Consider the following 24465-nt stretch of genomic DNA (forward strand, 5'->3'; position numbering starts at 1 on the left):
CCCGCGCGCGGGTCCGGCAAATCCCCAAACGTGTCTTCAAACTGCTCCATGAGGTCCTCCGCAAATGGAAAACCTCCTTAGAATCCTGTTCGCCGCCTATGGCAAATCTGCCATATGCGATTCCCCTCCCCCCTTGAGGAGGGGAGCCCCATATTTTACCCCTCCCCCCTCAAGGGGGGGAGGTTGGGAGGGGGGTGCTCTCTCCTCCGCATCCAAGTTATCCGCAGGCAAAGGCCTTACGGCCTTGTCACCCCCACCCCAACCCTCCCCCCTCTAGGGGGAGGGAGAATAGAACCATCCCACCTGCCAAACACTTAATCCCACTATTCATACTTAAATTATAGGATCTGACTGGACAATTCACTAATTCACACTTATATTTTGTCTATAACATTATTCACACATTTATAAGTGTGAATTAACGCGGAACGAAAGCGACACTCTTATGGACGTATTTCCGTCCTTTTGGCGCCTGGAAGGCAAAGCAATCATCGTCGTTGGCGGTGGGGATGCTGCTTTGCGTAAACTGCGCCTGATCGCCCGGACTGCGGCAAAGATTAATGTTTTCAGTCAGGCCCCTGCTGTCAGTGACATTCAAGAAATGGCAGCTACAGGTCGGGTCACGTTGCATTACCGCGCCCTAACCGATCAGGATATCGCAGAAAATGCAGCCTTTGGCATTGTCGCGACCGATGATGATGCAGAGGCTGAGGCCAGCGTCGCGCGACTGCGCGCCCATCGGGTGCCGGTCAATGCGGTGGATCGTACAGAAATGTGCGACTTTCTGATCCCCAGCATCGTGGACCGCAATCCGGTGATCATCGGTATCGCCACAGGCGGTGCCGCCCCGATCCTGGCGCGGTCGGTACGCGAAACGCTGGAAGCCATCCTGCCTTCCCGCCTGGGGGCCCTGGCCGCCTTTTCCCAGCGGTTTCGTCGCGCAGTCACTGCCACAATTTCGGAAGGCCCCCTGCGCCGCGCCTTTTGGGAGCGATTCTTCGATGGCCCCATCGCACAGCAAGTTCTGAATGGCGATGACAGCGGCGCGAATGATGCCATGCTGACTGCGTTGAATGGCCGTGATGTGCATCACCAGGCCGATGGTCACATCACCATTGTGGAACTTTCTCCCAATGAACCAGATATGTTGAGCCTGCGGGCACTGCGCAAGTTACAGCGCGCCGATATCCTGTTGCACGATGCGCAATTTGGGGCATCCGCACTGGAACTGGTGCGCCGGGATGCCGACCGCATGGTCACCTGCAGTCCCGCAGATGCCCTGCACCGCGCGGAAATCGCGCGCAGCGCTGGCAGGACTGTCGTTATCCTGGCCTTACCGGGTCAAACCGCCAATACCCGTTACGAAACCCTGCGGCATGGCAGCGCCGATCCGCTGCCCCGCGCTTTAAGCGCCTGATACAAGAGGAAATCACCATGAGCCTGAAAGCCATTACCGCAAATCGTTTGATCGATGGCATCGCCGTCTGGCTGACCCCCACTGGTCGCTGGAGCGAGAGCGTTTATGACGCACGGGTTGCAGAGGACGCCGACAGTCTGGCCGCAATGGAAGCCATCGCCGCACAAGCGACAAAGGCCTGCACCGTTGTGGACGCCTTGCCGATTGATGTGAAATTGGAAGATGGCAAGCCCGTCCCCACCAAAAACAAGGAACGCATTCGTGCCCTGGGTCCAACCGTACGTCTGGATCTGGGCAAACAGGCAGACAGCCTTGGAAAGGCCGCATAATGTACCGGTATGATGAATTTGATGAAACCCTTGTAAAGGAACGCGTCGCCCAGTTTCGGGGCCAGATCGCACGTCGATTGAAGGGTGAGTTGACAGAAGACGAATTCAAGCCGCTGCGGCTGATGAATGGCCTGTATCTGCAGATCCACGCCTATATGCTGCGCGTCGCCATTCCCTATGGCACCTTTAACGCCAAACAGATGCGCATGTTGGCCCATATCGGGCGCAAGTATGACAAGGACTATGGCCATTTCACCACCCGCCAGAATATTCAGTTCAACTGGATCAAGCTGGAGGATACCGCCGATATCCTGGAGGATTTGGCGAAGGTTGAAATGCACGCTATCCAGACGTCGGGCAATTGCATCCGCAACACCACCGCAGACCCCTATGCGGGTGCGGCCGTGGATGAATTCGAAGACCCCCGCATCTGGGCAGAGGTGATCCGGCAATGGTCCAGTTTCCATCCGGAATTTTCCTTCCTGCCGCGCAAGTTTAAGATTGCCGTCACCGGCGCCCCTAATGATCGTGCTGCCGTGCGCGTACACGATATTGGCCTGACGATTAAGAAAAATGACGCAGGTGAAACTGGCTTTGAAGTGATGATCGGCGGCGGTCAGGGGCGATCCCCTTTCATTGCCAAAACGGTCAGTGACTTCGTACCCAGGGATAATCTGCTGTCCTATCTGGAGGCAATCCTGCGGGTCTATAACATGCTGGGCCGGCGTGATAACAAGTATAAGGCGCGCATCAAAATCTTGGTGCACGAGGTCGGGATTGAAGAAATCCGGCGGCTTGTTGAGATTGAATGGGCCAACCTGAAAAAAGAAACCAGCGTTGATCTTCCCGCCGAAGAACGGGACCGGATCGCCGCCTATTTTCGTGCCCCGGATTTTGAGGTACTGGCGGATACCGATACTGGTTATGAGGCCCGGCGTTTCGAAGATCGCGACTTCCGCCATTGGGTGCGCAGCAATGTCGTGGCCCATCGCCAGCCAGGCTATGCCATCGTCAATATATCGCTGAAGCCCACGGGCGGCATTCCGGGCGATATCTCCGGCGATCAGATGGATGCAGTGGCCGATATCGCGGACGCCTATGCCCTGGACAGCGAAATCCGTGCAACCTTGCAGCAGAATCTGGTTCTGCCCCATGTGAAGCTGTCGGACCTGCCTGCCGTGTATGACAAGCTGGTCGAAGCCGGTCTCGCGACAGGCAATATCGGGCTGGCGGGCGACATCATCGCCTGCCCCGGCCTGGATTACTGCAATCTGGCCAATGCGCGCGCGATCCCGATTGCCCAACAGATTTCTGATCGATTTGCCGATCTGAACCGGCAATACGATATCGGCAATCTGGAGATCAAGATTTCCGGCTGCATCAATGCCTGTGGTCACCACCATGTCGGCCATATCGGCATTCTGGGCGTCGATCGGAAGGGGGAAGAGCATTATCAGCTGACCCTTGGCGGGCGGGCCGATAATGCGGCTGCCATTGGGGACATCACCGGCCCTGGTTTCAGTGCGGATGGCATCATCGACGCGGTTGAGAATGTTGTGGAGACCTATCTGTCGCTGCGTCAAGACCCTGCTGAACGGTTCATCGATACCCTGGAACGAGTGGGTCACACCCCGTTTAAGGAAAACCTGTACGGCCCTAAAGCCGCCTAACCCATAGAAAGTGAAGACAATGGCCCTGATCAAAAATGGTACCCAAGTGTCAGATCAATGGTTGGTTGCTGCGGATGACACTCCTGTCCAGGCAGACATTCCAACCATCGTTTCCTATAAACGCTTTCTGGCAGAGCGCGAGACGCTGGTGCGCAGCCGCGCGGAACTGGGCGTGAAACTGGTTCCAGGCGATGATGTATCCGCAATTGCCGCAGACCTGCCTCGCCTGCAAGTGGTGGCCCTGGACTTCCCAAAATTCACCGATGGACGGTCTTATTCCGCCGCGCGCCTGCTGCGTCAGCGCTATGGCTTCCAGGGTGAAGTCCGCGCCACGGGGGATGTCCTGCGCGACCAATATCTGTTCATGAAGCGCGCAGGTTTTGATGCCTTCCAGGTAAAGGACGGCGCAGAGGCTCAAGGCTGGATTGAGGCGATGGGCGAACTGTCCCACTATTATCAGCCCGCCGCCGACGGCACGCCTGCTGTCTGGGCTCAGCGTCGCGCCATCGCTGCTGCCGAATAGGCCGTTACTTCGCTTTTAAGGCAGACCGGCGCACGCTGCCGATCACGACCAGCAGACAGCCGACCAACAGTACAGCCCCGCCGATCAACGGATCGAGCGGGGTTAGTTCTGTAATCACCGCAGTCCCCGCGGCAACAGCTAATACCGCCATGGACAGCCAAATATCGCCCATAAACATGCTGTAGAGTTCTTCAGCGACGTCTTTCAAAATGGTGATCATGCGACCGCTCCCTTAATCCGTTTGGCCATGGCGGCAGCCATCAATCCAACCGCCAGGAACAGGGCCGCAAATACAAACAGGGCCAAATCCGCGCCCGGCCATTCCACGCCCAACCCTTCACCGGTCCAAAACACGCCAAAGGCGGACAACATCACACCAACACCGAATTTCAGCGTATTCTCCGGCACCTTCGACAAGGGACGATGCAGCACCGCACCGACAGCCAGCACCAGAACACAGGCAGCCGCCGCGCCCAGGCTGGCGGAGACCAACAATCCACGCCCTGCACTGACCGCAATAACGATAAAGACAACCTCCAACCCTTCCAGCAGGACGGCCTTGAAAGCAGTGATTCCACCGATCCAGTTCAAAGATTTCCGATGACGCTTGGATTCTTCTTCCAACAAGGCAGCTTCCTTCTTAAAGATCGCATCCTCGTCATGCAGCGCCATCACGCCGCCCGCCCGCAAGGCCGCTTTACGCAGCCAGCCAATGCCAAACAACAGCAACAAAATCCCAATACTCAATTGCAGCACATGGATCGGGATCTGATCCAACACAGGTCCCAGCAGTAGAATGATTACCGCCAACACCGCCAGCGCCGCCACAGTACCCAGTATTGCTGGGCGCCAGCCGCGTAAGGTGGCGACGACCAGAACGATGGTGAAGGCTTCTACCACCTCCACCACGGAGGCCAGGAAAGCCGCCCCGATGGCCGTTGTTTCAGCAGATGTTATCATCATAATGCGACACCCCAAAAATTGGTTCGTTCAGAGATTTTCTTCATGCGCCTCAAAAACCCGTTTGGCATAGTCATCCAACAGAACTTCACAGCCCTTCAATCGCTCACCGGCCTCCCCAGCCTGCGCGGCCCCATAAAAATCCAACGTTTTGATCTTTTCCAACCAGCCCTGTAATTTCTTCAGGTCGACATCATTCTCTTCCAATTCAGCATAAGTATAGTGATCCGCCGCGACCTCCTTTGCGATCTCGCGTTCAAAATCATCACATTTGTCGATGAATTCTTCATAGGCATCGTCCCGGTCCGCCTTGAACCGGGCAACAACCTTGTCTTCTTGCGCCTTGTCCAGGGCCAGCGTCTCCAGTATGACGCAGTCTCCCTTCATCTCAGCAATGTCGTTTTCCAACATTTTCAATCGCCGCACATGACTGTCGGTCTTGGGCAGCAAGCACACGCCATTCTGCAAATAGACCGCACCTAAGCCTTTCAGCTTACGCCAAAGAGCAATGCGTTTCGATGCCGGTTCCGCTGGCACTTTATAGGTTAGGAGCAACCATGAGATCGTTATCATGCAACAACATTAATGTTACAGTCGTTACATTTCAACTGAATTAATTAATGCTCTATATCGGCAACCGGGTTGCCGCGACACGACCGAATATACCCAGCGCCCGGGTCGCCCGGCTGACAGCATTCAGATCGGATCGTGCGACCCCCTGGGCAAGATAGTCCTGCCATTCGGCGATTCTGTTCCGTGGCTGTGTCACGGTTGTCATGGAATAGCCCCGCCCTGTAGGCCCGCGCAGCAGCAAGGCCTGATCGCTTCGGGTGATGACATGACCGGCGACCAGCATATCGGTCATATCAATCATATCATGCAGCGCCAGTGACCGTGGGTCATAGCGGTCGCCAATCATAAGATAGGTGGCTTCAAGGCTGGGCGTAACGCGGTCATAATCGTCGCCAAAAGGGCCCAGTGGCGGCGGATCTGGTAAGCGGTCCTGATGGCGACCAGCCTTGCCTGCAGCCCCAGCCTTACCGAGACTCATTGAACGCTTGATGCGTCGACTGTGACCCAGCATCGGGGTCCCGGTTTCCCCAAACAGGGTTGTAGCAGACCCATCGTCGCGGATCGGTTCTAAAAAGGATGTTATCTTCATTTTACAGGCCTCCAACCAGCATCAAATCTGGTAAGAGACATGTAGCAAGAGACGTGCCAGCGATAATTTATGGCGATTTACGGAAATAGCGCTCAATCGCCGCAAACCCGGCCGCATGGCCCGAAAAGCCAAAGCTGCCTTGTTCCTGAATTTCCTGCGCCGCCGCCAGCAACGATCCATAGGCCAGACGGGCGAAGGCCGATCCAATGCTAACCCGCTTGACGCCAGCCTGTTTCAACGCGTCCAGGTCAAAGGTGGCGCCCGGCATTCCCATCACAACATTGACCGGTCGTGTGACGGACTGACACACCGTGCGGATACTATCCAGATCCGTCAGACCCGGCGCATACAGGACATCCGCCCCGACCGCCTCAAAGGCCTGCAATCGGCGGATCACCGCATCCAGATCTGTCCCGCCCCACAGAAAGCTTTCACAACGCGCGGTCAGGATAAAGGCTGGCGAGATCGCATGCGCTGCCTCCACCGCTGCGGCCACCCGTTCTACAGCCAGCCCTTGATCAAAGATCGGGTCGGCGCGATCCCCGGTATGATCTTCAATGGAGCAGCCCGCCAGACCAATTTCCCCGGCCAGAGTTAGGGTTTCAGCAACCCCGTCCGGCGTATCGGCAAAACCTTTTTCCAGATCTGCCGATACCGGCAGCGGCGTCGCATCCACCAGCATCCGACAGTGATCCATCACGGCATCGCGCGTGCTTTCCCCTTCACAGACCCCCATGGAAAAAGCCATGCCAGCGCTGGTCGTCGCCAGGGCTTGAAACCCAAATCCGTGCAGTATTCGCGCAGATCCGACATCCCAGGGATTGGGAATCACAAAGGGGGTATCCTGCTGGTGCAGGGCCCGGAAAGCCGCACGCTTTTCTTCACAATGATTGCTCATGTCAGCATCCTTCTCATAATGGGCCGTGTTTCAGACGGCCTAGCCACTTCCTGATACCCTGCCCTGCGGAAGGCGGCAGCAAGTCCTGTCCAGGCATAAACGGCCGGATAATTGGGAACCTTGGGATCCACCGGATAGCCTTCCACCGCCGGGCCACCGCGGCGTTGAACAAAATCCGCTGCACCATCCAACAATTTCACCGACAGGCCCTGCCGCCGGTGGCTCTTGGCAATTGTCAGGCAAGACACCGACCAGACCGGTATATCATCCAGTGGTTTGAACAGGCGTGATCGGTCCAGATAGGGATAGGCTGGGCGGGGCGCAATCGCACACCAACCGACCGCCTTGTCCCCATCAAAAGCCAGCAGCCCCGGCGGATCGGTTTCAAACAATGCCTTCAGCGCATCGCGATTACCCTCTCCTTTCCCCGCATCAAAGCTTTTGCGATCCAATCGCCACAACATGCACCAGCAGCCCCCGGAACCGCCTTGCTTTGGCCCCATCAAATCAACAAAAGCGTCCCAAACATCCGGTCCCGCCTCTAGCAATTCTATCGTATCTGAATTACCCATCTGCCTGTTTCCAGTCCCCCGTCGTATTCCACCAGCGGTGCGGATTATCGCGGTCATCCAACCCTTTTGAGCGGCTGACCAGAGTGTCCTGAACCTTTATAACCGGTTCCTGATAGCTGTGTACCTGAAACACCGCTTCGACCACTTGCTCCAGAATATTCTGATCCGGTGTCAGATCGAAACTGACTTCGACCACGCCGGGGCGCTCCCGCACTACGCTTTCGGCTCCCGCTGCGGCTCCGTCCAGCGGCCGATACCGCTCCGTACCGGCAGCCGTGGCATAAGCATTGTTATCATAGGGGCCTTGCCTCAAGGGCGTGACGGCGGTGACATGCTCCATAATGCGTGCAATGTCTTCCGCAGGGCCCTGAATGGTGACAGTCCAGAATCTCAACATACGAACCGAATGGGTTTCAAATGCCGATAACCGCCTGGATTCAGTCATGACTGCCCCCTAAAAAGGTCAGGGTTTTCATGGAAAATAACACTTTCATGCGCGTCGCGTTTCATCTCAATGTCTCCTTGGTTACGAAAACTTTTTTGTCCGTCCCGAAAGATAATCAGATTACTGCTGACAACAGTATGTCAGCAGTGGTGCTATAGTCCCTGAATTGAGGAGACTATGAGTGAGCAAGTCAGGACGCCTGTTTGAAATCATCCAGATTCTGCGCGCGGCTGATCGTCCATTAACGGCGCAAGCCATGGCCGATGGGTTAGAAGTCACGAAACGCACAGTGTATCGGGATATCGCTACGCTTCAGGCGATGCGGGTTCCAATCGAAGGAGAAGCAGGGATCGGTTACATCATGCGGCCTGGCTATAACTTGCCGCCCCTGATGTTTGATGCGGAGGAGATGGAAGCCATTGTTGTTGGCCTGGCCATGTTAGGTCGCACACAGGATCATGGACTGCTGCGCGCGGCAGAACGGGCAAGCCGCAAGATATCATCTGCCATCCCGGAGCATGCGGGTCCATTGGCGGACCGTGCCCTTTATGCCTCTAACTGGAATGCGATTCCAAAATCCGATACCGATGCACGATTTTTCCGTGAAGCATTACGCGAGGAGGACCGTCTTTCAATCGCTTACACAGATGCCCAAGGCACAGAAAGCACCCGAACGATCCTGCCACTGGCAATTATCTATTACATCGACTCGATCGTTCTGGCCGCCTGGTGTCAGCTGCGCGAGGACTTCCGTCATTTCCGGCTTGACCGGATCACCAGGGCAGACCGTCTGAACACCCCGTTCCATGACTGCGCGGCCAGCCTGCGCCAAAAATGGCGCGACACGACAAATCTGACTTAAAGAGGCGCTTTACCCCACTACAGCAGGGCCTTCACCGCGCTGGAATAGACCACGGTGCCATCACTGGAGAACCGTTCATGGTTCCGCTCTATATCACCCAGCCGATATAGGTAATTCACCATCATCCCGGCGGATTGCTCAATGCCCTTGGGGGATGTATCGCCCATCCAGTTGATCCGCTCGACCTGGGATCCATTCTGCAGATGGAACCGTGCGACCGGATCCAGCGGCTGGGTACCACGCTTCTCTTCCACCAGATAGCGGGCGCATAACCGGGTCAGGGGTTCTTTCAAGGCGGCAACCAAATCATCATCCTGGGTCCAGGAGGGATCAGACAGAATCTTCATCAGATAGCCTTTGGTCGCGGTTTCGCCGGTCACATCCTTCAACCGGCGGCGATCTTCCGCCGTCAGGATATTAGGCAGGCCGTCCGCCACCGCCTTTTCCAGCCATTTACGGAATCCCGGAATGGGTGACAGGGTAGAAAATGTCTTCAAATTTGGTAGATCCCGTCGCAGGTCATCCACCACCCGCTTGATCAGGAAATTCCCAAAGCTGATACCGCGCAACCCTTTCTGCGTATTGGAAATGGAATAGAAGATCGCCGTATCGGCCTTTTCCGGATCCCCGGTCGGGGCCGCTTCATCCAGCAATTTCTGAACATTGCCAGACAGGCCGTTGACCAGAGCGACTTCGACAAAGATCAACGGCTCTTCTGGCATACGCGGATGGAAAAAGGCGTACAGCCTGCGATCCGATTCCAGGCGGTTTCGCAAATCCTCCCAGGATCGGATCTCATGGACAGCCTCATATTCGATCAGCTTCTCCAGCAAAGAGGCGGGAGAGTTCCAGGAAATCGTCTGCATTTCCAGGAAGCCGATATCGAACCAGCTGACCAACAAGGCCTGTAGACTGGAATCCAACGGTTTCAGATCCGGTTCCTTTGACAGGAAGGACAGGATATCGGCCCGCATATCCACCAGAAATTTCACCCCTTGCGGCAGTGCGTTGAACTGCATCAACAGGATGGTGCTGGCTGGGGTCAGGGCGTTTCTCAACGCTTCTTCCGCCTTATAACGGGCAGCATCATCCCCCGCTTCTTTCCACCCCTCCAGGGCCTTATCGATGTCTTCTGGATTGGTGCCAAACTCTTTCGCCAGGACCAGCAGAAACCGGCGGCGTCCATCCCGGCTCAGTGACAGATAGGCCTGGCCCAGGGCCGCGGCGCGTTTGCGCGCGGAAACCTCACCGCCCTTGCGTTCCAGACATGCCGCCATTTGCTTGCGAACGACTGTCAGGTCACGCCCTTCGAGATCCGGCTTCAGCGCCTCAACGCTCTCCGTTCCGGCGAGATCATCCCAAACGTCCCGCAAACTGGCCAGCGTCCGGGCGAAAAAACCAGTCTCTTGTCTAACAACCAGGGTCGTGCTCATTGCTCTGTACCTTCACACTGTCGCATTAATTCTATTGGATATGGCCTGGAAAAAAGACGGCGCAACCGGCATGGTACAAAAGAGTATGATCTATCCGATAAAAAATCGATTAAATTTGCATTTCTGTAGGGAGTCCCCGTGAACGCCATTCCTGAAACCCCCTCCGACAAAGGACCTTTGGCGGGTCTGATGATTATTGATATGACCCGCGTTCTGGCCGGTCCTTACTGCACGATGATGCTGAACGATCTGGGGGCCCGGGTGATAAAGGTAGAATCGCCAGAAACCGGCGATGATTCCCGCAGTTTCGGCCCTTTCATAGAGGGTGTTTCCGCCTATTTCCTGAGCCTCAATCGCGGCAAGGAATCAATCGCCATCAACCTGAAAGACCCCAAGGACCGCGCCATATTCGACGCCTTGATCAGGAAGGCCGATGTGCTGGTGGAAAACTATCGCGGCGGGGCCATGGCGCGATTGGGTTATGACTGGAATGCGCTGCATGCGGCCAACCCTAAACTAATCTATGCGGCTATTTCAGGCTTTGGTCAGACCGGTCCCTATAAGACAAAACCTGCCTATGACATGGTTGTACAAGGCATGGGGGGCGTGATGTCGATTACCGGCCATCCAGGCGGCCCACCAACCCGCGTTGGCACCTCTGTTGGCGATCTGACAGCCGGCCTGTTCGCTTTGGGCGCCATCAATGCCGCTTTGTATGAAAGGGAGCGCACAGGCCTGGGCCGCATGATCGATGTCTCCATGCTCGACAGCCAAATCGCGATTTTGGAAAATGCTGTTGCACGCTACGCCGTCACCGGAAAGCCACCCGGTCCATTGGGCGCCCGGCATCCCTCCATCACCCCCTTCGAAGCCTATGAGACACAAGACGGTCATCTGATCATCGCAGCAGGCAACAATAAGCTGTTTACCGATCTATGCTCTGGATTGAACCGACCCGACTTGGCCACTGACCCAAGATTCCTGACCAATTCAGATCGCGCAGCAAATGTGGATGCCCTAAAGACCGAATTAGAAACCACCCTGAAAACCAAACCAACTGCGCATTGGCTGGACGTCCTGGATGCGGCTGGCGTCCCCCATGGGCCTATTAACAATGTTGAACAGGCCCTGAATGACCCACAGGTCCGCGCCCGCAATATGGTGGTTCATATGAGGGACCCGGATGGCCCCGACCTGATGATGGCGGGCAATCCCATCAAGATATCTGGTGTCGCAGACCCATCGACGCGCCCTCCTGCACCCAAGCTGGATGCCGACAGGGCTAAGATTCTGGCCGAACTGGGCCTGACGGATGAGTGATGATCGCCTGCCAACCGCCCTTTGGGTTCAGGCCGGGCTGGCGCAATGCAGCGGCCAGGGAATCTCCGCCATGGTCCTGCACAAGGGTGATCCCCATACCGGCGTGGTGCTGGTCAAAATCGCCACCCTGGACGGGGCCTGTCGACTGTTGACGCAACAGCGTGATATGGAGGGTAAACTGCGCTGGGTCGATGCCCTGCCCAAAGACCCGACCCCCAGCGAGACCGACGCCGATGCCTATATCACCCGCACCAGTGCGCGTGACCCGGACCTGTGGGTCATCGAAATTGAGGATCGGAATGGAGCCAATCCATTTGATCCAAAGTAATCACTTCTAAGCCAGCTTGGTTGCCAGAATGCGGATGTCGGCCTCGCCAAACTTTTCGGCGGCATAGGGGTCGGCATCGGTGACATCCAGATCGGTATCGAAGCCGCCGATCAGGCGTTTGAAATCGCCAAAGCCAATCGCTTCCAGACGCCCTGTAATGTTGGCCCAACTGGTGGCGCGATACACCGCCTTCAGCCCATCGCCCAGGTGATAGCGTTTGTTGATGGAAAAGCCGAGATGGGCCAGGTGATCCTGAACCAGTTTCGCTGGCACATCGGCCAGGATCTGAACGGAGACATGGAACAGGTCGCGGGCGATTGATCCCTCCCCTTCCGTATAGATCCAGGCGATCCCGCCGGGCTTGAGCAAGCGATGCATTTCGCGGTAGGCGCGGTCTTCATCATCCAGATGATGGAACACGCCATTTTGAACAGCCGCATCAAAGCTGCCGGATTGTTCGGGCACATCATAGACCGTGGCATGGATGAACCGCAGGCGGCTTTCCGCCACGCCCAGCTTGTCACGTGCGGCTTCGGCATAGCGGATGCTGTCTGATCCATAATCGACCCCCACGACTTCCGCCGCCCCCGCATTCAGCAGGGCATGATCAAAATTGCCATGACCACAGCCCATATCGACGATGCGCATGCCCTCAAAGGCACCCTTTTCCAGCCCGTTGAAGCGCAGGCGATCATCATAACGGGTAATCCGGTCGCGATATTGATCCGCATCGAATTGAGTCCACAGCGATTGGAACAGGTCCTGGTGTTCCTCCTCCATCGTCTGCTCCCGCGGATCGTGATCCAGCGGCAGCCCGCCATCGCAGAAAGCAATCTTTCGCGCGGCCTCTAAATCCCCAATGGCGCGCTCCACCAGCGCATGGGTCAGCGCAAAAGGATGTTCCGACAGTGCCTGATCATATTGCAAGGCCTCCCAGCCCATATTCATGCGGATCAGCGCCTCAATCCGCGCCAGGGCCATGAACCGTGTCCGGGGCAGGTCAGCGGCCAGACGCTTCAAGTCTTGCAGGCGGGGCAGATATGTCTTTTCCATGAGGCCTAATTCCCTTTAGCGTGGATCAACACTGGTTTCAAAAAACAAACGGGCAGACGTCAGGCAGAATAGGAAATTGTCCATCCCCTGACTGTCTGTTTCAGGGTGCAAAAGCCGGGCCACGGAATCGCGATCAACGATGTCCCACAGGGCGCTGTCGGCCAATAGCCGGTCCCGAACATCCTGTGCCCGCCTGTCCAACAGAGAGGCAATCGGCGCGTTGAAGCCCAGCTTTTTCTTCAGTTTTAAGATTTCCTGTGGCACGATTCCCTCCCCCGCTTGGCGCAACAGCGCTTTTGAGTAACCGTCCTGAATCAGATGCTGTGATGGGACGGTCAGCATGAAATCCACCAGACCACGGTCCAGATAGGCACCGCGATTTTCGATGGAATGGGCCATATAGTGGCTGTCATGGGCCCAGGTCAGCACGGGCACGGATTCCCGCAGCAATTCATTCAGCATCCGGTTGCGCAGCAGATCGGGGCAATAAGATGCCTCCTCAAAGTCTCCCGCCACCGGCGCGATCAGATAATCCGCCACTTGGGGCGCGTTGAGATGCACATGTCCGCGCTGGCCCGGATGATCGATAAAGGCGCGCGGATTGCGCAACAGCGGATTGCGCACATGTTGACCAAAAGATGCCTGCCATTCAGCGATCAAATCGTCAAAATCAGCGCGCTCCGCCTGCCCGGCCAGCCAGAAAAGATAATGATCGTAGTAACCGGCAAAAATCTCATCCGCGCCATTGCCATTGATCAGCACCTTATAGCCTGCCTGGGCCACGGCCTCCGACAGGAACCCATCCAGATACATGCCCAGCGACGGGACGGGACCGTCATAAGCCAGGCTCATCCGCGCCAGACGATCCAAAAAGCCATCACTGGATACACGGGTTTCATGGTGGGGCGTGCCCAGAGCGGTGGCGGCGGCACGGATGGCGGCACTTTCATCATAGTCGCGGTCCGCCTCCAGCATTGAAAAGGTATGCAATTGCTGGCCATGGCGATGCACCGCGATCCCGGCTAGAACATTGCTGTCAATTCCGCCACTCAGGCTGATGGCAAGCGGGACGTCTGATCGTAACCGAATGCGAATGGCGCGGTCTATTTCTACGGCGGCCCCCTCTGCCGCCTCCCCCGCCGTCATTGCAACGGGCGAAAATTTTGGCGTCCAGTAAGGCTTAGGCTCCCCTACGCCCGATTGAGTTATCCAGGCGACCTGACCAGCAGGGAAGGCCGTGACATCCTGAAAGAAACAGGTCTGGTCCCGAAACAAGGCGCGATAGCCATGGGCCAGAAAGCGATGCACCTTTTCTGCATTCACTGTGAACCCTTCGCCGGTCAGGGCGGCAAGCTGTTTGATCTCTGACGCGAAATACAGCCCATGGGAACAGCGATGCAAATGTAACGGCTTCTCCCCAAAGCGATCGCGCGACAACAGCAGCCGACCGCCGTCCCGTGGGTCCAACAGGGCAAAGGCCCACATCCCCTCCAGGCGATCCAGCGCCGCCTCTCCCCAGGCCAGATAGGCCTGCAACAGCACTTCCGTATCGCTGTGGGTGCGGAAGGAATGGCCAAGCGCAATCAACGCGTCCCGGATTTCCAGATAGTTATAAATCTCCCCATTGAAGACCAGCACACAGCCATCGGCTTCAAAGGGTTGGGCAGATCGGGGATCGGGATCGATGATGGCAAGGCGGGTATGCAGCAGAACAACGGTCGAATCCGACAGGGCAATCACTCGCTGGCCCGACCCGTCCGGTCCGCGATGGGCCATGGAACGCAAGGTCCGCGCCCGCGCATCCGCATCGGGCGGCTCACTGCCGATATAGCCCGCAAGGCCGCACATATCAGGCGACCCCTGTATAGAAGGGTGAAATCACTTCAGTCATCATCCGGCCTTCTGCCGCTTTTAAAGACGCTTTAAGACAGGTTCTTTCTGAACCTTGAAACATTTATATCGGAAATGGAGTGCGCGGTCTACACTTAGCACTTGCCGCCCTGGACCCCGGATCAAGTCCGGGGTGACGAAGCATTAGCCAAATGCACTCTCACCCTGTGGAGCGCAGCGTCTCGAAGGGTGCGCCCGCTGTAAGCACTAAACTTACAGCCCATCCTTCGAGACGCGGCGGTGCCGCTCCTCAGGATGAGGGAAGTGCGGATGGTGAAAAACCACCGTCATTCCCGCGAAGGCGGGAATCCAGGGCAGCCCGCATAAATCCTGACTGCCGCCCTGGACCCCGGATCAAGTCCGGGGTGACCACAAAAAGTGATTGTATCCATTTTTCAACAGCCAACCCCGATGAGCGGTGGGGCCTGTCCGGGCAAAGTCGCTGCCGGTCCACCGCCCATCGGTGTTGTCTTTCCCCGATCAGACAGCCGGTGCGCTGCCTTCCGGGTAAAGCTGCTTGAAGCCCTCGCTGACGGCATTCAGGACCTGTGGGTCCCGGTCGCGCCAATAGCGAGGATCGCGCATCATCTGGCGGAGTTGTTCTTCCGCATCCGCCTTCCCCTTTGGATCATCGTTGACGAGCAACGGGCCCAGCAATTCGCCGATTTCCGGCCCGAAGGCCTTGGCCAGCAAAATCGCCGCCCGAGGCGTGATGATGGAATCCAGTTCCGCCAGTTCCGCCTGGGTAAGAGATTGAAGGCCATTGGCGATCACCTGGACCGAGTGGTTATTGTTAAACATGATACTGTCATTCCTTTCGAGTGGTTGAGTAAGTGCGACCGCGATTGTCTTCCATGGCTGAAGGTCTCTTCAGATGGACACGCCCCCACCTGCGATCGCAGAAATCAAACGGGGGCGCGAGAGCATCATCCCGGCGATCAGGCACCGTCGGGATAGAGTTGCTTGAAGCCGTTCTGAACCTTGCGGGTCAGGGCCGGGTCGTGATCGCGCCAATAGCGCGGATCATTCATCAGGCGCTTCAACTGTTCCTCGCTCAGCGGCTCCCCACGATCCCCACCCTTGGTCAGGCCCGGCTCGTCCCCGGCGGCCATCATGCGATGCACTGCCATGACCCCATCAAAGCTGGAACACAGAGAGTTGAAAGCATCGCCCGGCAGGTTCTTCTGGCCCCATTTCCGCATCTGGCGACGGATTTCCTTCCATCGCTCCGGACCGCCGAAATGCGCTTCCAATCGGGCGGAGTCACCAGCCCCGCGGGCGGCCTGCACGACCTCCACGATCAGAGGGGCCAGCTTTTCTGCTGCCAGGTCATAGACAAGTTGCACCTGAGCCTCGGTAAAGCCTGCGCGATGCAGCACAGCCTCCATCTCCAGATCCCGTTCCAGATAGTCTTCCAGAATATCGATGCGGTATTGTTCGGGGGTGTCGGGTACGCCCAGGGCTTTCAACATGGCGGCCTGATCCAGTTCCAGCGCGGGGCCATTATCCCCCCCCGGTGCCTGTCCCTGGCCCAGTTTGCGTTCCAATTCCTGATAAGACCGCAGTAGGGTGGTGACATTAACCTCCCCCGTTGCGGGATCCTTGAATTTTTGCGGAATGTTTATATCCGCAGCCGTCCCTTGCGAGGGGGATTGCGCTGGTTTAATCGCTGTTTCAGTTATTTTATTCATGATTTGTTCCCTTTGTTAAGAAAGCCCGCGACCGCGATCGATCAGGGACTGGATGTGAAGGACAAGGCAGCGTTGCCCGTCCATGTGACGCAGGGCAGCATCCGTGCTGTTTGGTCCAAGCGCCCGGTCCAAAGTCAACCCCCGCAAATGCGACAGGACCAGTTCCCCCTCCGCCCCGGCGAAACATCGGGCGAAAGCGCGCTCTATCCTGACCTTCAAGTCCGGGTCGCCGGTGCTCCCGATGGGGGTCAGGGCTCCCCAGCCCGTCTGTTTTTGATCAGACATTGCCACCCCCCGATTTTGCCGGCCCCGCCATTGCCGGTATCGGTCCGGGGATTGCGGCGTTTGGATCAACGGCGGCTTGAGCCGCCCCCGCCAGGCCACTTAAAGCGGCTGTTGGATCGCTTCCACCAGCGGCCCCCGCCAGTGGCCCCAGCATCTTGCCCAGCCCAGCCAAAGGATCTGCCCCTGCATTCGCCTCCTTATCTTGCGCTATGGTCATTTCTTCCGGTGTGCGCAGCAACGTGTCAGGAATACGGAAGGATTTGGCCAGCCATCGCGCGGCTTCCTGTGGTTTGACGATCTGGGCGGCTTCCGGGCCAAACAGACCGATCATCTCAAACCATTGCATGGCTGATTGCGCTTCTGCCCGACGACGGTGCAGGGCGATGGGGGACACGATCTGCAAGTCAACCTCGTGACCATCCAGCACGATATCTGGAATTTCGCCCCGTCGACGCAAAATGGAGACAGCGCGCCGAACAAGAGGGAACATCAATTCTGCCTGTAACCGACCATAGGTTGCCCCCAATTGACGCGCCATTTCTGCGGATCGTTCCAACACTTCCGTCGCGGTCATTTTGGGTGCGTTCACCTGGCCCAGCTTATCAGCCAGCAGGCTGGCGCGAATGCGTCCGCGCATATCGTCCAGCATCAATGTCGATACATCGAAATTACCCGGCGCAGAGAGTGGGGTCAGACCACTGGATCCAACCGCTTTTGGTATGATCGTCCCTGGCAATAATTTTACCGTTGCAGGGTTCAACACGCCGTCATCATCGGCCTGCCAGATGCCCGTCACGGCGATGGTGGCATTCTTCAGTACCAGTTCAACGACCTTATTGGCGGTTTTTATATCCGGCAGGGCTTTCATTACGGGAGAGCGCCCATAGATCTCACCAGGCGCTTTCATCCAGCGAAAATTGATAAACGGTGATGCCGGGAAACTCCCTTGAGCCAGTTCAGTGGCCCGATCCGCCGTGTGGGATCCTTCTGTCAAAAGTGCACGATACGTATAGCCGTGATCCGGATCGGGAATAACCGCCTCCAGCACGGCATATTTCTTATCCCCCTGATCTGTTTCGCCAACTGCCTGATCGGTGATCACATCTGCTTTGGGAAACCGCGCCTTCAGTGCTTCTTCCGTAAACTCGCTGCGCCGGAAACTGATATCCAGCAGCCCGGTTGGCCCTTCCTCCAACACCGCCTCCCCCAAGGGAACAGCCGTGAAACGAAAGGCTGTCGACTCTCCCAGCGCGGCCTCTTCAAACAGCAGGCAAGCTGTGCCCACCGTCACGAGGTCCAGATAGCATTGGTGAATTTCAACGGCGAAGTTGGACCGGTCGAAATGACGCTGCAACGTTGCCGACGCTTCTTCCAATGGACCCGCAATCCGCATGGCGTCCTGCGCAGGAACGTCAGGACCGGGTACCAGATCAAACCAGCGGCTCCAGGGCGGCGTCAATTCCGCCATTAGACTGGCTGCTAACTGATCCACCGCATCCGGGGCCGTGCCATCAAACAACTTGTCCGTCTTTTTCTGGCCCGGAACAGTCTCCGACAGAGCCCCATCCCGCTGAGGCATGGCATAGTCGTAACATTCGCGCCAGTGACCTTCCCAGGCCGAGCGGCGGGCTTTCGCCCGTTCGAACCGGCCCAGGATGGAGTCAGCCGGCATCGTTTCAAGCGATGTGACTGTCATATCTATTCCCCAAGGTAAGTTTTGCCGGGCTTGGTCGCACCCGATGTTGAAGCAGGCGTCAGAACGCCCCGAAATCCAGTTTCAACGGTGCCGCTGCGGCCACGACGACGGCGCTCCAGTTCCTCCACCCGACGATCCCGTTCTTCCAGGGTCGGGTCCTTTTCCGGTAACGGTTCAGCAGGAACAACCGGTGGCGGTGTTGGTGCACTTGATGAAAAACCCATTTTAGACTCCTTTTGTTCTTTTTCAGTGTTACGCGCAACCGCCTAATAAATATCGCCCCGGTCACGCGATAGGGCATATGCAGATCATTCAGATTTACTCTTGCGGGTTAAAATATTGCATTGCTATCTTATGTTGTCAATATGTTTTTCTTAAGGTGTACAAAAAGCTGATACGGTGTCCAGATTCGATAGCTGATCAGGCCTAAGGTTCGCTTGACAGATTCGGTGCAGGTGTAGGGCATGACACTGATCTCAGCGTTGGGGCTGCGGTTTGTATGGGTCAATTGACACCGATATCCATTCTGATGAAGCGTCACCAAGTAATCGGCCAACCCTTTAAGATCCAACACAGAATGTGAGAGTTTATTTGATATTGGATCAACAAGAACCCAATAAGGCGGGGCGGCAGAGATCGCTATGCAATGGCGAAACCCTGGCCGCAACCATCGCAGAAACGAAAAACTGGTCCGGTTCGTATAGGCAATGATCACGGCCCGTCTCAAGGGGATTTGTCCCGTCGGTTTATTCACTATATGTTCCTTTCATAACAAGAAAAATCAGACCTCATTCCGATACCCTGTTTAAACCCGGTATGGGTTTTGCCGGTCGCCGAGTTCGCCCAGGGGGATATCTTCACAATTCCTTTTTCCTGCAGGGGGCCAGTCAGCTTTCCCAATGCCTGTGACCAATAGCGCTCATCCTGAACTTCCTCCTGGATGCGCGGATCCGGCGGGCATTCCGCCGCCCCATATCGACACAAGGCACCAAATTCATAGCCACTCAATACACCCGCGCGACGCAGGCGGCAGGCCACAGAAATCACATCCCGTGGCTCACATGGTTTTGGGATATCTGATTCATGTGCGGTAAGGCTGCCCCCGCCGACCCCATGGCGTGTGATAAAGGCGGCCCATAGCCACGCCTCCTGCGCTGTATCAAATGCCACACCCTGTGAAACAACAGTCGGGCGCGGGATGAGTCGCATTCGCGTCATCCAATCCTCCATTACAAATTTTATGGACTTTGCAGTTCCAGACAGGCACCAGATCGTATTACTAGAAATTTTTATGGTCAACCACAAAAAGGGGCAATTTAGTCGATTTTCTTATTTTAACTAACTTATGTTCTTTATATAATTAAAAAAATTAAATTTTATGAGATCTTTCTATGTGTAATTTAACCTGATTTCGACCATTACAGCATTGGCCGTGCGACCAAACTGTATGTACCCTCGCCATTCGTTCGAAAATTGTTTTTCTTGAGGTTTAGAATAATCCCGATTAAATGGATTTAATAGATCGCAAGTTTGAAAACAATTAATTTGCCCGTTTAGGAAGGACATATGAAGCAAAAAGACATTTGGCTGGGGATTGATCACCTTGCGGATCAGGTTGGGGTGTCGCCCGCCCGTCTTGCGCGCATGGCTGGGCTGGATCAGGCCGTATTCAGTGCAGGTCGCCGTCGGAAACCAAATGGGGAGCTTCGCTGGCCTTCCATGGACAGCCTGGCAAAAGTTCTGGATGTGGCCGGCGTTTCCCTAGGCGATTTCGTGAATTACATGCATGGCGATCCCGCGACCAGATCAGGGTTCAAACTGCCCACGCTGCCCTTGGATAAGGCTGCCGATGACCAGAATTATGATGATGATGGATTTCCTACAGGGGCCGGTTGGGATCTTGTCGAATTCCCGGACGTACAAGACCCCCATTGTTTTGGCCTGCACATAAAGTCCGATCACTTTGAACCCGTCTATCGTGCGGGTGACCTGCTGGTTTGCGCACCGGGAATCAGTGTTCGGCGGGGGGACCGTGTGGTCTATCGCTTTAAGAACAGCCTGACAGGTCACGCCGGGCTTTTCATCGGAACGTTGCTGCGGCAAACTCCTTACACCATTGATATCGCACCTCTGAATGGGGGGGATATTGAAACCATCCAGGCACAGCATGTTCTGTGGCTTACGCGCATCGCCTGGGCCCGTCAGTAATGGATTTTGGCCCTTTGCGCCGAATTCCTCATCACAGTGAAGGACCAATAGAATGACAACAACCACCGCGATCACCTATGTCGATGGCAAATGGGTCGATGCCAATGCCCCTTTGTGGAATTCCATGTCCCACGGTGTTTGGCTGTCTTCTATGATTTTTGATGGCGCGCGTGCCTTTGAAGGCGTCACGCCCGATCTGGACCTGCATTGCCAGCGTGCAGTGCGATCTGCGGGAGCCCTGGGTCTACGCGCCACGATGGATGCGAAGAAGATTGAAGAAATCGCACGCGAAGGCGTTGCCCAGTTTTCATCCGATACTGCCCTGTACATCCGCCCGATGTTCTGGGCAGAGGTTGGCTTTGTCGCACCAGACCCGGACTCGACGAAATTTGCACTGACGGTCAACCCTCTGCCGATGCCGGGCACACAGGGCTTTTCCGCCTGCCTGTCAACGCGGCGTCGGCCAATGCCCGATGCTGCACCTACAGACGCAAAGGCGTCCTGCCTGTATCCCAATGCGGGGCGCGCGCTATTGGAATGCCGCGCCAAGGGTTTTGATAACTGTGTCATGCTGGACCCGCTGGGCAATGTCGCGGAATTTGCCACGGCCAACCTTTTCATGGCGAAGGATGGTGTTGTGAAGACGCCCGTTGTGAATGGCACCTTCCTGAACGGCATCACCCGCCAGCGCGTTATCAAATTATTGCGGGACCGGGGGGAAACCGTGCTGGAAACCCGCCTGACCGCCCAGGATCTGATTGAGGCGGATGAGATTTTCAACTCAGGCAATTATGGCAAGGTCATGCCGGTCATTCGCTATGAGGATCGCGACCTACAGCCCGGGCCGAAATTCAAACTGGCCCATGACCTGTACTGGGAGTTTTCCCACAAAAAGGCATAGTCGGTATCTAGACAACCGCCCAAGGCAGCGTTTCCCCGGCGTGATAGGGCAGGATCGGGTCACCGCCAGTCGTCACGACATCTGGCACGGTCCAGCCGGTCTTGCGCAGGGTTACCTTTTCCTCGTTGACTGGCAGACCATAGAATTTAGGACCATTCAGGCTGGCAAATCCTTCCAGCTTGTCCAGGGCCCCGTCGGCCTCGAACATTCCGGCATAGACCGACAATGCGCCCGGCGCGTTGTAGATGCCCGCACATCCGCAGGCGGCTTCTTTCGCATGAACCGGATGCGGTGCTGAATCCGTTCCCAGGAAAAACCGGGGATTGCCACTGACTGCCGCGGCCCGAACCGCCTGGCGATGCTCCTCCCGCTTGGCGATGGGCAGGCAATACAGATGCGGGCGAATGCCCCCCCGGAAAATATCCGTGCGATTGATTTCCATATGATGGGGCGTGATCGTGGCGGCCAGATGGTCCCCGGCGGTGGCAACATAGTCGACCGCCTGGCGCGTGGTGATATGTTCCAGTACGATCTTCAAATCCGGCAGACGATCCATCAAGGGTTTCAGCACCCGTTCGATGAAAACGGCTTCCCGGTCAAAAATATCAATTGCGGGATCTGTCACTTCCCCATGGACCAGCAGCGGCATACCAATTTCTGCCATCCGTTTCAGTGTCGCATCCACCTTGCGGATATCGCGCACACCGGCATCTGAATTCGTTGTTGCGCCCGCTGGATACAGTTTCACCGCCGTTAAGTCGCCTGCCGCATGCCCTGCTGCCAGATCATCCGGGTCCAGCGTTTCTGTCAGATAGGCTGTCATCAAGGGTTGGAAATTAGAACCCGGCGGACAGGCATCCAGAATACGCTGACGATAGGCGCGTGCCGCCGCAGCGGTGGTTACAGGCGGCACCAGGTTTGGCATTACAATGGCACGGCGAAACACGGATGCGGTGGCCGGAACCACGGTCTTCAGCATATCCCCATCGCGGAAATGAATATGCCAGTCGTCCGGTCGGATCAGATTGAGTGTGTCTTGTGTCATGTCGCCTCCAACGCCTCAAGAATTGTCGCCGAATGTGTGTCGACCCGCTGTATCCAAGCCTTATGCCACAGAGCATAAAATAACAGAACCCAGGCCGCCTGCCCCTCACGCTTTTTACCCGCCGCCTTGAACAGGGCAATCACGCGATCAGGGTGGGCGATTTCTGCAATGCAGTCCTGGCGGGCGACGGCTGCGCCCAACCGGGCGGCATCTGACTTAATCCAGGCGCCGACCGGCACCGTGAACCCGCGCTTGCGGGCAAAGGCATCAGCTTCCGGCAAATGCTGATCCAACCATTGTCGCAATATCCACTTGCCGCGTCCTTCACGAATTTTCAAAACATCGGGCAGGCGAAACGCCGCCTGTGCCACAACAGGGTCCAGGAATGGGGTGCGCCCCTCCAGCCCATGGGCCATCAAACAGCGGTCCAGCTTAACCAGCAGATCATTGGGCAGCCAATCCTGACAATCCGTCGCCTGGGCGGCCTGCAGCCGGTTCAGCCCATCCATGCTGTCGGTTGCTTCCCGCCCTGCAATGCTGTCACGCCAGGTAGAGGAGACGTCGCGCAAAACGCCCAAACGATCAAACACACCCTTACCTCGGATGGATTTTCCCCCCATCCACCAGGGGCGCAGAACCGATCTATAGCGACCATATCCGCCGAAAAGCTCGTCGCCCCCCTCCCCGCACAACACGACCTTTAAATCCTGCGCTGCGCGCTCTGCCAGGGCCCAACTGGGCAATATCGCATAATCCGCAGTCGGGTCATCAATGGCCGCCGCGATGCGTGGCAGCAATTGATTGAAATCCTTCTGTCCGAATGAAACTTCTTCATGCTGTGCGCCCAGGCGTTTGGCTAGCATGCGGGCATGGCTGCGCTCATCCTGCACGGTGGTTCCATCGAACCCTGCGGTGAATGCCACAACGGGGGCATCATTCAAATCCGCCATGATCCGCAGAATGGCGCTGGAATCGATCCCGCCGGACAAAAACATGCCATAGGGCACGTCAGATCGTTGATGAACCCGAACGCTGTCTCTCAATGCATCATCCAACCGGGCCAGCGCTTCCGCTTCGGTAATCGGTTCCGGCCCGCCCTGGGGGAGTGCTGGCAGTCTGTGGCGTTCAACAATCCGGCCCTGGCGCACGATCAATGTCTCGCCCGGCAGGACGCGTTTTATGCCTTTCAAGGGGAGATCCCGTCCACAGGAAAACTGTAACTGCAAAAAGGTATCTCGGGCTTCATCATCCAGCATTGGATTAATCAATCCCGCTTTGATCAGCGCGCCCGGTTCAGACGCGAAGGCAAAGGCGCTGGGCGTCTCAATATAATACAGGGGTTTGATACCAAACGGATCCCGGCTGAGAACCAGGCTGCCCCCCGCTGTCGGGTCATGGATCGCAATGGAATACATGCCACGCAGCGCCTTGGCATATTGCACCCCGTCCCGGCGATACAGGAACAGGGCGGCCTCGCAATCCGACGCGGTGCGAAACGGCGTATCTGGCATCGCCGCTTTTAATTCGATGTAATTGTAGATTTCGCCATTGGCAACCAGGGCCGCACCGCCCGGCTCATACAGCGGCTGATCCCCGGTGGTCAGATCGATAATTGCCAGCCTGGTCTGCAACAATGCCGTATCGCCAGCAATATGACGGCCACTGCCATCCGGGCCACGATGCCCCAAGGCCGTGATCAAACGATCCAGGACCGCATCTTTGGGCGCGGACCCATCCCGCATCATAAGGCCAGCAATGCCGCACATATACTTCTATC

The 24465-nt window shown here is 56.6% G+C and carries 27 protein-coding genes; 9 read left to right on the forward strand and 18 right to left on the reverse strand.

Annotated elements, in window-relative coordinates; genetic code table 11:
* The first annotated feature begins 445 nt into the window (after positions 1-445).
* The 4 genes from ACOSDR_RS18075 to ACOSDR_RS18090 are packed head-to-tail and all read left to right on the forward strand — an operon-like array spanning position 446 to position 3939.
* A complete protein-coding gene (locus tag ACOSDR_RS18075; protein WP_420732117.1) occupies positions 446-1417 on the forward strand; it encodes an NAD(P)-dependent oxidoreductase in 972 nt (323 codons plus the stop codon).
* 17 nt (positions 1418-1434) lie between these two features.
* Entirely contained in the window at positions 1435-1746 is a 312-nt protein-coding gene (locus ACOSDR_RS18080; RefSeq protein WP_420724611.1) for a DUF2849 domain-containing protein, read from the forward strand.
* A complete protein-coding gene (locus tag ACOSDR_RS18085; RefSeq protein WP_420732118.1) occupies positions 1746-3416 on the forward strand; it encodes a nitrite/sulfite reductase in 1671 nt (556 codons plus the stop codon). The genes ACOSDR_RS18080 and ACOSDR_RS18085 overlap by 1 nt, the downstream gene beginning before the upstream one ends.
* A 19-nt stretch (positions 3417-3435) precedes the next feature.
* Positions 3436-3939 (forward strand): DUF934 domain-containing protein, encoded by a 504-nt coding sequence (locus ACOSDR_RS18090; RefSeq protein ID WP_420732119.1) that lies wholly within the window; start codon positions 3436-3438, stop codon positions 3937-3939.
* Positions 3940-3943: 4 nt separating this feature from the next.
* Here ACOSDR_RS18090 and ACOSDR_RS18095 read toward each other — a convergent pair whose 3' ends face one another.
* From ACOSDR_RS18095 to ACOSDR_RS18125, 7 genes are all read right to left on the reverse strand, one after another.
* The gene (locus tag ACOSDR_RS18095) at positions 3944-4159 is read right to left on the reverse strand and encodes a hypothetical protein (protein ID WP_420724614.1); all 216 of its coding nucleotides are present in this window, start codon (positions 4157-4159) and stop codon (positions 3944-3946) included.
* Positions 4156-4902 carry a COG4280 domain-containing protein gene (locus ACOSDR_RS18100; RefSeq protein ID WP_420732120.1) on the reverse strand — a complete coding sequence of 249 codons (747 nt, stop codon included), beginning with the start codon at positions 4900-4902 and terminating at the stop codon, positions 4156-4158. Before ACOSDR_RS18100 ends, ACOSDR_RS18095 begins: the two co-directional genes overlap by 4 nt.
* Positions 4903-4929: 27 nt before the next feature.
* A complete protein-coding gene (locus ACOSDR_RS18105; protein WP_420732121.1) occupies positions 4930-5472 on the reverse strand; it encodes a Chromate resistance protein ChrB in 543 nt (180 codons plus the stop codon).
* Positions 5473-5524: 52 nt separating this feature from the next.
* Positions 5525-6061: a hypothetical protein gene (locus tag ACOSDR_RS18110; protein WP_420732122.1), complete on the reverse strand. Its 537-nt coding sequence runs from the start codon at positions 6059-6061 to the stop codon at positions 5525-5527.
* A gap of 67 nt (positions 6062-6128) precedes the next feature.
* Positions 6129-6959, reverse strand: coding sequence for an isocitrate lyase/PEP mutase family protein (locus ACOSDR_RS18115; protein ID WP_420732123.1), 831 nt, complete (start codon positions 6957-6959; stop codon positions 6129-6131).
* On the reverse strand, positions 6956-7531 hold the full coding sequence (locus tag ACOSDR_RS18120) for a GNAT family N-acetyltransferase (RefSeq protein WP_420732124.1): 576 nt from the start codon (positions 7529-7531) through the stop codon (positions 6956-6958). The genes ACOSDR_RS18115 and ACOSDR_RS18120 overlap by 4 nt, the downstream gene beginning before the upstream one ends.
* Positions 7524-7976 carry a hypothetical protein gene (locus tag ACOSDR_RS18125; RefSeq protein WP_420732125.1) on the reverse strand — a complete coding sequence of 151 codons (453 nt, stop codon included), beginning with the start codon at positions 7974-7976 and terminating at the stop codon, positions 7524-7526. Before ACOSDR_RS18125 ends, ACOSDR_RS18120 begins: the two co-directional genes overlap by 8 nt.
* A 181-nt stretch (positions 7977-8157) precedes the next feature.
* On the opposite strand from ACOSDR_RS18125, the gene ACOSDR_RS18130 reads away from it, so the two are divergent.
* Positions 8158-8838, forward strand: a complete 681-nt coding sequence (locus ACOSDR_RS18130) for a helix-turn-helix transcriptional regulator (RefSeq protein WP_420732126.1) — start codon at positions 8158-8160, stop codon at positions 8836-8838.
* A gap of 17 nt (positions 8839-8855) precedes the next feature.
* On the opposite strand, the gene ACOSDR_RS18135 is transcribed toward ACOSDR_RS18130, so the two are convergent.
* Positions 8856-10271, reverse strand: a complete 1416-nt coding sequence (locus ACOSDR_RS18135; protein WP_420724622.1) for a malonyl-CoA decarboxylase — start codon at positions 10269-10271, stop codon at positions 8856-8858.
* Positions 10272-10409: 138 nt separating this feature from the next.
* On the opposite strand from ACOSDR_RS18135, the gene ACOSDR_RS18140 reads away from it, so the two are divergent.
* Positions 10410-11591, forward strand: coding sequence for a CaiB/BaiF CoA transferase family protein (locus ACOSDR_RS18140; protein WP_420732127.1), 1182 nt, complete (start codon positions 10410-10412; stop codon positions 11589-11591).
* The gene (locus tag ACOSDR_RS18145) at positions 11584-11919 is read left to right on the forward strand and encodes a DUF1491 family protein (protein WP_420724624.1); all 336 of its coding nucleotides are present in this window, start codon (positions 11584-11586) and stop codon (positions 11917-11919) included. The genes ACOSDR_RS18140 and ACOSDR_RS18145 overlap by 8 nt, the downstream gene beginning before the upstream one ends.
* 6 nt (positions 11920-11925) lie before the next feature.
* Here the strand turns inward: ACOSDR_RS18145 and ACOSDR_RS18150 are convergent, their stop codons facing one another.
* The 8 genes from ACOSDR_RS18150 to ACOSDR_RS18185 form a co-directional block, all read right to left on the reverse strand.
* Positions 11926-12972 carry a class I SAM-dependent methyltransferase gene (locus ACOSDR_RS18150; RefSeq protein WP_420732128.1) on the reverse strand — a complete coding sequence of 349 codons (1047 nt, stop codon included), beginning with the start codon at positions 12970-12972 and terminating at the stop codon, positions 11926-11928.
* Between the two features lie 15 nt (positions 12973-12987).
* Positions 12988-14820, reverse strand: coding sequence for an asparagine synthase (glutamine-hydrolyzing) (asnB, locus tag ACOSDR_RS18155; RefSeq protein WP_420732129.1), 1833 nt, complete (start codon positions 14818-14820; stop codon positions 12988-12990).
* A gap of 522 nt (positions 14821-15342) precedes the next feature.
* On the reverse strand, positions 15343-15663 hold the full coding sequence (locus ACOSDR_RS18160; RefSeq protein ID WP_420724627.1) for a hypothetical protein: 321 nt from the start codon (positions 15661-15663) through the stop codon (positions 15343-15345).
* A 137-nt stretch (positions 15664-15800) separates the two neighbouring features.
* Entirely contained in the window at positions 15801-16553 is a 753-nt protein-coding gene (locus tag ACOSDR_RS18165; protein ID WP_420732130.1) for a capsid assembly protein, read from the reverse strand.
* 15 nt (positions 16554-16568) lie between these two features.
* Positions 16569-16838 (reverse strand): hypothetical protein, encoded by a 270-nt coding sequence (locus ACOSDR_RS18170; protein WP_420732131.1) that lies wholly within the window; start codon positions 16836-16838, stop codon positions 16569-16571.
* Positions 16831-18534 carry a portal protein gene (locus tag ACOSDR_RS18175; RefSeq protein WP_420732132.1) on the reverse strand — a complete coding sequence of 568 codons (1704 nt, stop codon included), beginning with the start codon at positions 18532-18534 and terminating at the stop codon, positions 16831-16833. The genes ACOSDR_RS18170 and ACOSDR_RS18175 overlap by 8 nt, the downstream gene beginning before the upstream one ends.
* Positions 18535-18536: 2 nt before the next feature.
* Entirely contained in the window at positions 18537-18758 is a 222-nt protein-coding gene (locus ACOSDR_RS18180) for a hypothetical protein (RefSeq protein WP_420732133.1), read from the reverse strand.
* Between the two features lie 529 nt (positions 18759-19287).
* Positions 19288-19743 (reverse strand): hypothetical protein, encoded by a 456-nt coding sequence (locus ACOSDR_RS18185; RefSeq protein ID WP_420732134.1) that lies wholly within the window; start codon positions 19741-19743, stop codon positions 19288-19290.
* A 357-nt stretch (positions 19744-20100) separates the two neighbouring features.
* On the opposite strand from ACOSDR_RS18185, the gene ACOSDR_RS18190 reads away from it, so the two are divergent.
* Positions 20101-20742, forward strand: a complete 642-nt coding sequence (locus ACOSDR_RS18190) for a S24 family peptidase (RefSeq protein ID WP_420724633.1) — start codon at positions 20101-20103, stop codon at positions 20740-20742.
* A 52-nt stretch (positions 20743-20794) separates the two neighbouring features.
* On the forward strand, positions 20795-21643 hold the full coding sequence (locus ACOSDR_RS18195) for a branched-chain amino acid aminotransferase (RefSeq protein WP_420724634.1): 849 nt from the start codon (positions 20795-20797) through the stop codon (positions 21641-21643).
* Between the two features lie 7 nt (positions 21644-21650).
* Here the strand turns inward: ACOSDR_RS18195 and pyrC are convergent, their stop codons facing one another.
* Positions 21651-22688 carry a dihydroorotase gene (pyrC, locus tag ACOSDR_RS18200; RefSeq protein ID WP_420732135.1) on the reverse strand — a complete coding sequence of 346 codons (1038 nt, stop codon included), beginning with the start codon at positions 22686-22688 and terminating at the stop codon, positions 21651-21653.
* Positions 22685-24454 (reverse strand): asparagine synthase (glutamine-hydrolyzing), encoded by a 1770-nt coding sequence (gene asnB, locus ACOSDR_RS18205; RefSeq protein ID WP_420732136.1) that lies wholly within the window; start codon positions 24452-24454, stop codon positions 22685-22687. The genes pyrC and asnB (ACOSDR_RS18205) overlap by 4 nt, the downstream gene beginning before the upstream one ends.
* Between the last annotated feature and the right edge of the window lie 11 nt (positions 24455-24465).

This window comes from Hwanghaeella sp. 1Z406 (assembly GCF_048892425.1).
In the GTDB taxonomy this organism is placed as follows: Bacteria; Pseudomonadota; Alphaproteobacteria; order UBA8366; family Aestuariispiraceae; genus Pacificispira.